Raw genomic sequence first — 9,074 nt, 5'->3', positions numbered from 1 at the left:
TCAGTACGTGTCGGCGAGTTGGCTGCGGAGTTTGGTGAGGGCGCGGGTGAGGAGGCGGCTGATGTGCATTTGGGAGACGCCGATTTGTTCGGCGATCTGGGATTGGGTGAGGTTGCCGTAGAAGCGGAGGGTGAGGATTTTTTGTTCGCGTTGGTCGAGGGTGGCGAGGGCGGGGCCGAGGGCGACGCGGAGTTCGGCGAGTTCGTATTCGTTGTCTTCGGTGCCGAGGAGGTCGCCGAGTTCGGTGGTGCGGTCGCCGTCGCCGGTGGGGGTGGACAGGGAGACGGCGTTGTAGGCGCGGGCGCCTTCGAGTCCTTCGAGGATTTCTTCTTCGGTGAGGTGGAGGTGGGTGGCGATGTCGGTGATGGTGGGGGAGCGGCCGAGGGTTTGCAGGAGGGTGCTGTTGGCTTCGCTGATGGCGAGGCGGAGTTCTTGGAGGCGGCGGGGGACGCGGATGTCCCAGGTGCGGTCGCGGAAGTGTCGTTTGAGTTCGCCGATGATGGTGGGGATGGCGTAGCCGGCGAAGTCGACGCCGCGGGTGGGGTCCCATTTGTCGATGGCTTTGATGAGGCCGACGGCGGCGGTTTGGGTGAGGTCGTCGGTGGGTTCGCCGCGTCCGCTGTAGCGGTGGGCGAGGTGGTGGGCGAGGGGGAGCCAGGCTTCGATGGCTTTGTCGCGGAGGGCGGGTCGGGAGGGGTGGTGTGCGGGTAGGGCGGTCATGGCGTGGAGTAGGTCGGTGGCGGTGTCGGTGAGGGCGTGGTTGTCGGTCCGGGTGGTGGTTGTGGTGGCGGTCATGGTGGTCCTCCCTGCGCTGAAGTGGTGGCGGGGACGGGGGTTGTCCGGTGGTGGGTGGTCGGTTGGTGGGTGGTGGTGTGGCTGTTCAGGCATCACCTTAGCCCGTTGGTATTGGTTGAGGCTAGCCGAACGGCTGATGTACAAAAGGGAGGGATATGGAGAAAGTCGAGCATATTAGGGACTGATTGGCGGAGGCCTGCCGCCGATCGGTCGGCCGAACGGGATTCGCCGATCCAGCACACCCGGCGCGCCGCGCGCGGAATGATTACCGGCTGTGAGCTGGAGGCCGCACCGCGTACCAGGCCCGGTGGGTCGGACCGGCGACGGGGGCACGGCGTGATCCGGCCGCGCCGGCTCATCGAGCGCTGGGGGCTGGACCCGGAGTCGCTGCCCGGCGAGAACGAGGAGCGGCACGCCTCCTGGCTCGAACTCTTCTTCGACCTGGTCTTCGTACTGGCCCTCGCCGCCGTGCAGAACCGGCTCACCGATGAGGTGCCCGACGTCGACGAGATCCTCCGGACCGCCGGCCTCTTCGTGATCGTCTGGTGGGCCTGGGTCGGACAGGCGTTCTACGACACCCGGTTCGACCCCGACGACCTCGGCCACCGGCTGGTCGTACTCGTCGGCATGATCGGGGCCGGGATCATGGCGGTCGGTGCCAAGGATGCCCCGAAGACCCTGTTGCTGCCGATCGGATACCTCGTCGTCCGCGGCACCCTGCTGGTGCTCTACCTCCGCGTCCGCAGCACCGGCGCCACCGCGCGCCGGCTGACCACCGTCTACTTCGTCGGGTTCAGCGCGGGCCTGTTGTTCTGGGTCGCCTCGCTCGCCGTACCGGCGCACGACCGCCCGATGCTGTGGCTGATCGGGCTGGTCGTCGAGGTGCTGACCCCGTGGCTCGGCCGCCGCCGGCTGATCCAGCATCCCGTCCACCCGTCACACCTGCCGGAGCGGATCGGACAGTTCACCATCATCCTGCTCGGAGTCAGCCTGACCGACCTGATCGGCGCGGTGCCGACCCGGCCGTCGCCGGCCGTCGTCGTGGTGGCGATCGCCGGGTTCCTGATCCCGGCCTCGGTGTGGTGGGTCTACACCACCTTCGTGACCATGGGACTGACCAGTTCACGGTTGAGCGCCGGTCTCGGTTACGCGACCGTGCACGGGGCGATCGGCTCCGCGCTGCTGCTGCTCGGCTGGTGCCTGGGACAGGCGGTCCGCGAGGTCGGGGCCGGCCGGGAGGACCTGCCGCAGATGCTGCGCCTGCTGCTGGCGGTCTCGTTGGCCAGTTGGATGCTCGGTGGCCTGGCTCTGCAACGGATCGCGTTGGGCACCATACCGCCGCTGCGGCTCGGGATCGGGGTGGTCGCCATCGGGCTGGTCGGGGCCGCCGCCCTGGTGCCGCCGCCGCTCGCCCTGATACCCCTGCTCGCCCTGCTGATGATCTGCTACGCCGTCGTGGTCAGCCGGCTAATCGTCCGGTTCGGCAAGGAACGGATCGGAACGTAGCGCCGCCCGGCGGGGGTGCCCGGCCACCCGGCCGTCGCCTCGGCAGCCGGCGGTGACAGGCGACCAGGCGGCCAGGCAACCAGGCGGCCAGGCGGCGGCCAGGCACCCAGGCGGCGGCCAGGTGGCGGTCAGGCAGCCAGGCGGCGGGCGCGGTCGCGTACCCGGCGGGCGGCGAGGTGCGCGGCCGAGAGACTCCGGCCGGCGCTGACCCGCAGCGGCTCCGGGATGTCGTCCAGCCCTCGATAGACCACCTGGAGCAGTTGCAGCCAGCTCATCAGGCCGGCGAGTTCCTGGCCCAGCGGCTCGGGCCGGCCGGTCGGGTCCACGGAGATCGGTCCGGGGTACCCGTCGACGGCCGCCTGGAGGGCGCGGTGCCGCACGGTCAGCGGCGGCAGCAGCTCGGCCGCCGGGAACGGCACGCCGGGCCGCAACTGGTACGCGCCGAGCAGCTCGGCCACCGCCCCGGCGCTCTCGGCGACGTCGGCCGCGAACCGGCGACGGTCCTCGTCAGGTACCGGGGTCATGCCGTCACCCCCGCGACACCCAACGCCCGGCGCAGGTGCACGCCGGTCGGCGAGCCGTCCTGCTCGACCAGACCGCGCGGCTCGCCCTGGTACAGCACCCGGCCACCCCGGCTGCCGCCCTCCGGCCCGAGTTCCACCACCCAGTCGGCGTGCGCGACGACGTCCAGGTTGTGCTCGATCACGAGTACGGTCGCCGCGTACTCGTCGACCAGCCGGTCCAGTACGCCCAGCAGCCGCCCCACGTCCGCCATGTGCAGCCCGGTGGTCGGCTCGTCCAGCACGTACGCGGGGGCGCCGCCGTGCAGGTGCGTGGCGAGCTTGATCCGCTGGCACTCGCCGCCGGAGAGGCTGGTCAGCGGCTGACCGAGTCGCAGGTAGTCCAGCCCGACGTCGGCCATCGCCGCCAGCACCGGTGCGATCCGGCGGTTGCCGGCGAAGAACTCCCGCCCCTGCGCGACCGTCATCTCCAGCACGTCGCTGATGGTCCGCCCGCGCAGCCGGTAGCCCAGCACCTCGTCGGAGAACCGGCGGCCGTCGCAGGTCTGGCAGACCAGCGAGACGCCCTCCAGCGCGCCGAAGTCGGTCTGCACCACACCCAGCCCCGCGCAGGTGGCGCAGGCACCCGAGGAGTTGGCGCTGAACAGGGCCGGGCTGACCTGGTTGGCCCGGGCGAACTCGGCCCGGATCTGGTCGGCGACCCCGCTGTAGGTGACGGCGGTGGACCGGCGGTTGGCGTGCGGCATCGACTGGTCGACGATCACCGCCTCCGGATGCTGGACCCGGAACGCGCCGCCCACCAGGCTCGACTTGCCCGCGCCGGCCACCCCGGCGAGCACGGTGAGCACACCGGCCGGGATGTTTAGGCTGAGGTCGCGCAGGTTGTGCGTACGGGCGTTGACGATCGGCAGTACGCCGGTCGGGGTGCGTACCGCCTCCTTCAACCGGGTGCCCTGGGTCATCGCCCGGCCGGTCAGGGTGTCGGCCTCGGTCAGCGCGCCGAGCCCGCCGGCGTAGACCACCCGGCCGCCCGCCGTACCGGCACCGGGGCCGAGGTCGAGGACGTGGTCGGCCGCCGCGATCACGTCTCGGTCGTGCTCGACCACCACTACCGTGTTGCCCTTGTCCCGCAGCGTGCGCAGCAGGTTGGTGAGCCGGTGCACGTCCCGGGGGTGCAGCCCGACGCTCGGCTCGTCGAAGACGTACAGCAGGTCGTTCAGGCTGCTGGAGAGGTGTCGTACGATCTTGACCCGCTGGGACTCACCCCCGGAGAGCGTGCCGGTACGCCGGTCCAGGCTCAGGTAGCCGAGCCCGATCTCCACGAGGTGCCCCACCTGGGCGACCAGGGTGTCCAGCACCGGCTTGGCCGCCGGCACCTCCAGCCCGGCCAGTACGCCGAGCAGCTCCTCCGCCTCCATTGCGGCGAGTTCGGCGATGTTGTGCCCGCCGACCCGGCTGGAGAGCGCCAGCGGCGACAGCCGGCTGCCGCCGCACGCCCGGCACGGGACCGTGGTGGTGTAGTCGCCCACCATCCGCCGGGTCCGCTCCGCCGGCTCGGACTGCTGGTCGAGGTACCGCCGGCGGAACTTCACCACCGCGCCCTCGTAGCTCAGGTTGAGCGTCGACCCGGCCACCTCCAGCGGCACCGTGCCGTCGGTGGCGTACAGCAGGTCGTCGAGTTCCCGCTCGGAGTACGCCGACACCGGCTTGTCCGGGTCGAACCGGCCCGACGCGACGAGCAGGTGCCAGTCCCGGCTGCCCACCTTGAAGGTCGGGGCGAGCAGCGCCCCCTGGTTGAGCGACCGGGTGGGGTCGAGGAAGGCGGCCAGGTCGACGTCGGTGACCTCGCCGCGGCCCTCGCACTCCGGGCACATCCCGGCGGGCATGTTGAACGAGAACGCGTCAGGGTAGCCGACGAACGGCTCGCCGACCCGGGCGAAGAGCAGCCGCAGCAGCGGGGCGATGTCGGTGATGGTGCCGACGGTGGACCGCGGCCCGCCGGTGAGCGGCCGCTGGTCGATCGCGACCGTCGCCGGCAGGTGCTCGATCAGGTCGACGGCCGGCCGGGCGGAACTCGGCAGGAAGTTGCGGACGAACATCGGCAGCATCTCGGTCATCTGCCGCTGGCCCTCGACGGCGATCGTCTCGAAGACCAGCGACGACTTCCCCGACCCGGAGACGCCGGTGACGACGGTCAGCCTGCGCTTGGGGATCTCGACGTCGACGGCTGCGAGGTTGTGTTCGCGGGCTCCGGTGACCCGGATCCACTCGGTGACCGGCGCACTCCGCGCCGGAGATTCAACGACACTCATTCCCTCAACTGTATCGTTGAAGTCCGATGTTTAGACTCTTCAGCCCCTATCCCTCGCCCGCGCACCGAAAAGTCTCAACTCGCCAGCTCAACCTCGGGTGACCGCCCGGGCGGCAGTCAGTCCTGGAACGGGGTGACCGGCAGACCGGCGACCCCGGGGCTGGCCCGGAACAGCGCGCCGGCGGCCGGCTCCGGGTCGTCCAGCCCGAGCCGCGAGGTGGTGACGTAGAGGTCGCGCAGCTCCGGTCCGCCGAAGGTGCAGGCGGTGACCTGGCGGGCCGGCAGCGTCATCCGTACGTCGAGCCGGCCGTCCGGCGCGTAGCGGCGTACCTCGCCGCCGCCCCAGAGCGCGACCCACACCCCGCCCTCGGCGTCCACGGTCAGCCCGTCCGGGGCACCTTCGGCCGGCTCGATCCGCACGAACGGCCGTCGGCCGGCCAGCATCGCCTCGTCCGGGTCGTAGTCGAAGACGTCGATGCGCTGGGTCGGGGTGTCGACGTAGTACGCCAGGGTGCCGTCGGGCGACCAGGCGATGCCGTTGGAGATGGTGACGTCGGCGAGTACCCGCCGGGCCACCAGGTCGGCGTCCATCCGGTAGAGCGCCGCCGCACCCGGCCGGGTGTCGTACGCCATCGAGCCGCAGTAGAACCGGCCGGCCGGATCGACGCCGCCCTCGTTCATCCGCAGGTCCGGATCGGTCCAGAGGTCGGGCAGCCGGCGTACCGGCCGGAGTTGCGCGTCGGTGAACAGGAACCCGCGCTCGACCGCGACCAGGTAGCCGTCACCGGCCCGGGGCCGGACCACCGCCGCCACGGTGTCGACGTGATGCCGGTCCGCCCGCTCCGTCCCGGGGGTCATCGTCAGTACGTCGCCGGCCAGCATGTCCACCCACAACAGCTGGTCCGTCCGGGGATCCCAGACCGGTCCCTCGGCATGCTGGCAGCACGGGTCCGTCACCTGCGTCGCGTCCACCACGTCGCGCTCCTTTCGACAGCCTCGATCATGTCAGCGCAGTACGGCACCGACGGCGGCGATGCCGGCGGAGATCTCGGCGGTGGTGTTGGCGGCGTAGCCGAGCACCAGTCCGGGCGGGCCGGGATGCTGCCGGTGCCAGGAGAGCGGCTGCACCTTGACGCCCCGGGCCAGCGCCGCGGTCGCCAGTTCGACGTCGTCGACCCGAGCGCCCCGGTCGCCGGCGAATGTGATCATGAGGTGCAGCCCCGCCGCCGCGCCGTGCACGACCCCGTCCGGCAGGTGGGTCCGGATCGCGGCGATCATCGCGTCCCGGCGCCGAACGTGGCGGCGCCGGAGGAACCGCAGTTGCCGCTCCAGCGCCCCTGACTCCATCAGCTCCGCCAACACCAGTTGCGGCAGCGCGGCGTTGCCGAGGTCCGCGGTCCGCTTGGCGTCGACCAGGGCGGCGCGGTACCGGCTCGGCGCGAGCAGCCAGCCCACCCGCAGGGCGGGGGCGAGCAGCTTGGAGACGCTGCCGGCGTAGCAGACCTGTTCGGGCAGCACGGCCCGGAGCGCCGGTACGGGTGGCCGGTCGTACCGGTGTTCGGCGTCGTAGTCGTCCTCCACGATCAACCCGCCGTCGGCCGCCCAGCGCATCAGCTCGCGCCGCCGGGCACCGTCCAGCACCACCCCGGTCGGGAACTGGTGTGCCGGGGTCAGCATCACCGCCGGGGCACCGCTGGCCACCAGCTCGTCGACGCGCAGCCCACCGGCGTCGACCGGAATCGGCGGCGTCGCCAACCCCCAGCTCCGCAGTTGCTGCCGCACCCCGAGCGAGCCCGGGTCCTCCACCGCCACCGTCCGCACACCGTCGGCGTGCAGCACCTGCCCGAGCAGGGTCAGCGCCTGCGCGACCCCGGCCACCACCAGCACGTCGTCCGGGTCCACACCGATCCCCCGGTTGCGGGCCAGCCAGTGCGCGACGGTCAGCCGCAGCCTCGGGGTACCCCTCGGGTCGCCGTAGCCGAAGTCGCCGGGCGCCAGGTCGCGCAGCACGGCGCGTTCGGCCCGCAGCCAGGCCCCGCGGGGGAAGGCGGCGAGATCGGGTACGCCGGGTGTCAGGTCGATCCGGGCCGGGGCGGCGCGGAGCGAGTCGAAGATGTCGGGGCGGGGACCGGTGCCGAAGAGTCCGGTGGCCGGTGCCGGGGTGCCGGTGGGCCGGGACGGCACAGCCGGCGCGTCGATCGGTGCGGAGACGACGACCGTCCCGCCCCGGCCCCGCCCGGTGACGTGACCGTCCTCGACGAGCCGCTGGTACGCCTCGGTGACCACGCCCCGGGAGACGCCCAGTTCGGCGGCGAGTACCCGGGTCGCCGGCAACCGCCCGCCCACCGGCACCCGGCCGTCCGAGATCGCCGACCGCAGCCGGTTGGCGAGCCAGTCGGCCCGCCCGCCGGCCGGCGCCTCGCCGATGTCGAGCTGGAGGAAGTCGGAGCCGGAGGATATGGACCGGTCGGCTGCTTCCTGTTTGGCCCTGTCCATCAGGCCATTGTGCCGGGCAGAGTGGGCCAGGCCGGGCGTTCTCCCGGATGGGGCTGAAGCCGACCGGGCCCACGCCCGGCACTGGATCAACCGGCAGAGCGGCCACTCGGCGGTCCGGGGGAACACCGACGAGGTCCTGATCGTCGTCGAGGCGCTGCACGGGTCGGCCGCCGGTAGACGTACCGAAGCTCACCGCCGCGCTGGCGGACGGACTGGCCACGCTCTGGTCGGTCGAACCGACGACCGCGATCCTGAACCGGGACAGTCCGCGATTCGACTTCGGCACCTGAGGGCCGCCGGCTCGGGGGCGGCGGGCTGCGGGTACGGGTGCTCCGGAGACGACGAAAGGGCCAGCCCCGGGTGGGGCTGGCCCTTTCGCGTGTCGGTGCTTGTCGGTGGTGCTTACCCGTTGCCGTGTCAGGCGGAGTAGCCGCGTTCGGCGGCCCAGTTGGCGAGGGTGATGGTGCTCATCCAGTACTCGCTCTGGTTCGGGTTGGCCGGGTCGGCGATCTTGACCTTGCGGCCGTGGTCGTCGTAGCCGACGACGGTCAGGTAGTGCCCACCCTCGTAGGAGTGCGGGGTGCCGTCGACGTCGGTGGCGGTGCCCTTGATGTTCATCACGACCGGACGCTTGGCGTCGATGGCGTTGACGATGTCGACCTGGAGCCGGTCCATCTCGGCCGGCTTGGCCGTGGTGTCCGGGATCGCGACGGTCTTGTAGTCGCTACCGCCGGCCTTGTTCAGCACCCGGGTGGTGTCCTCGGCCGAGTTCGTACCGGCCTCGGTCGTGCCCAGCTGGCCGGCCACGTCGTCCTGGCTGGGGGTGTGCCCCTGCGCGGACAGCGCGATCCTGGTGGCGGCGGGTGCGCAGTAGTAGAAGTTCTCCTGCGCCTTGTACTGGTAGTCCAGGACCTTCGACGGTGCCCGCTTGTCGAGGTCGCGGATGTCGGCGGTCACCGACGCGGCGGTCGGCGAGCCCGGGGTCGGGGTGTTGTCCATCGCGATCGCGGGGCCGGCGAACGCGCCGCCGACGACGGCGAGCCCGGCGATACCCAGCGCGGTCTTACGGATCGGGGTTTCGGTGATGGCCGGTAGCCATCGGCTGACGAAAGTCATGATGGTCGCCTTCCATTCCGGGGGTACGACAACGCCGTGGAGGATCTGGCGTGTCGAAAGGAAAGAAACCCGAAAACCAGGTTCCCGGGGGATCGGCACTCGCCCGGCGGATTGCTGCTGCTCGGGTGTGCCCGGGGGATGTAACCGTGGCCGGCGGCCCGTCATTCCCACGGCCGGGGTCGGTCACCGGCCCGCCCACCCACGCACCCGGCCGGTCAGGCCGGGCCCGCTGCTGCGGACGTACGCCAGGTATAACCGTGGCCGGCGGCCCGGTGTTCCGCGATCCGCCCCCACCACCCACCCGATCATGACCAAAAACCGGACACCCG

At 71.7% G+C, this 9,074-nt stretch carries 7 protein-coding genes; 1 reads left to right on the top strand and 6 read right to left on the bottom strand.

The window, feature by feature from the left end:
* Positions 1–795, bottom strand: coding sequence for a SigB/SigF/SigG family RNA polymerase sigma factor (locus tag R6Y94_RS44845; protein ID WP_318397248.1), 795 nt, complete (start codon positions 793–795; stop codon positions 1–3).
* A gap of 336 nt (positions 796–1,131) precedes the next feature.
* Here R6Y94_RS44845 and R6Y94_RS44840 point away from each other — a divergent pair, with 336 nt between their 5' ends.
* Complete coding sequence (locus R6Y94_RS44840) at positions 1,132–2,301, top strand: low temperature requirement protein A (RefSeq protein ID WP_318403426.1); 1,170 nt, start codon at positions 1,132–1,134, stop codon at positions 2,299–2,301.
* 128 nt (positions 2,302–2,429) lie between these two features.
* Here R6Y94_RS44840 and R6Y94_RS44835 read toward each other — a convergent pair whose 3' ends face one another.
* From R6Y94_RS44835 to R6Y94_RS44815, 5 genes are all read right to left on the bottom strand, one after another.
* On the bottom strand, positions 2,430–2,825 hold the full coding sequence (locus tag R6Y94_RS44835) for a hypothetical protein (protein ID WP_318403424.1): 396 nt from the start codon (positions 2,823–2,825) through the stop codon (positions 2,430–2,432).
* A complete protein-coding gene (locus R6Y94_RS44830; RefSeq protein ID WP_318403423.1) occupies positions 2,822–5,134 on the bottom strand; it encodes an excinuclease ABC subunit UvrA in 2,313 nt (770 codons plus the stop codon). Before R6Y94_RS44830 ends, R6Y94_RS44835 begins: the two co-directional genes overlap by 4 nt.
* A 116-nt stretch (positions 5,135–5,250) precedes the next feature.
* Positions 5,251–6,108 carry an SMP-30/gluconolactonase/LRE family protein gene (locus R6Y94_RS44825; protein WP_318403421.1) on the bottom strand — a complete coding sequence of 286 codons (858 nt, stop codon included), beginning with the start codon at positions 6,106–6,108 and terminating at the stop codon, positions 5,251–5,253.
* Positions 6,109–6,138: 30 nt separating this feature from the next.
* Positions 6,139–7,629 (bottom strand): PLP-dependent aminotransferase family protein, encoded by a 1,491-nt coding sequence (locus tag R6Y94_RS44820; protein ID WP_318403420.1) that lies wholly within the window; start codon positions 7,627–7,629, stop codon positions 6,139–6,141.
* 417 nt (positions 7,630–8,046) lie between these two features.
* Positions 8,047–8,745, bottom strand: a complete 699-nt coding sequence (locus R6Y94_RS44815; protein WP_318394154.1) for a C39 family peptidase — start codon at positions 8,743–8,745, stop codon at positions 8,047–8,049.
* Between the last annotated feature and the right edge of the window lie 329 nt (positions 8,746–9,074).

Origin of the sequence: Plantactinospora sp. KLBMP9567 (genome assembly GCF_033446045.1) — a bacterium.
Classification (GTDB): Bacteria; Actinomycetota; Actinomycetes; order Mycobacteriales; family Micromonosporaceae; genus Plantactinospora.
Note: the sequence above shows the minus strand (reverse complement) of the source record. Positions and strands in the feature narration are given on the sequence as shown.

Bases quoted from the DNA above. Each gene is read 5' to 3' on its own strand.
- R6Y94_RS44845 (WP_318397248.1), bottom strand. From the start codon at position 795: ATGACCGCCACCACAACCACCACCCGGACCGACAACCACGCCCTCACC.
- R6Y94_RS44820 (WP_318403420.1), bottom strand. From the start codon at position 7,629: ATGGACAGGGCCAAACAGGAAGCAGCCGACCGGTCCATATCCTCCGGC.
- R6Y94_RS44815 (WP_318394154.1), bottom strand. From the start codon at position 8,745: ATGACTTTCGTCAGCCGATGGCTACCGGCCATCACCGAAACCCCGATC.
- R6Y94_RS44830 (WP_318403423.1), bottom strand. From the start codon at position 5,134: ATGAGTGTCGTTGAATCTCCGGCGCGGAGTGCGCCGGTCACCGAGTGG.
- R6Y94_RS44835 (WP_318403424.1), bottom strand. From the start codon at position 2,825: ATGACCCCGGTACCTGACGAGGACCGTCGCCGGTTCGCGGCCGACGTC.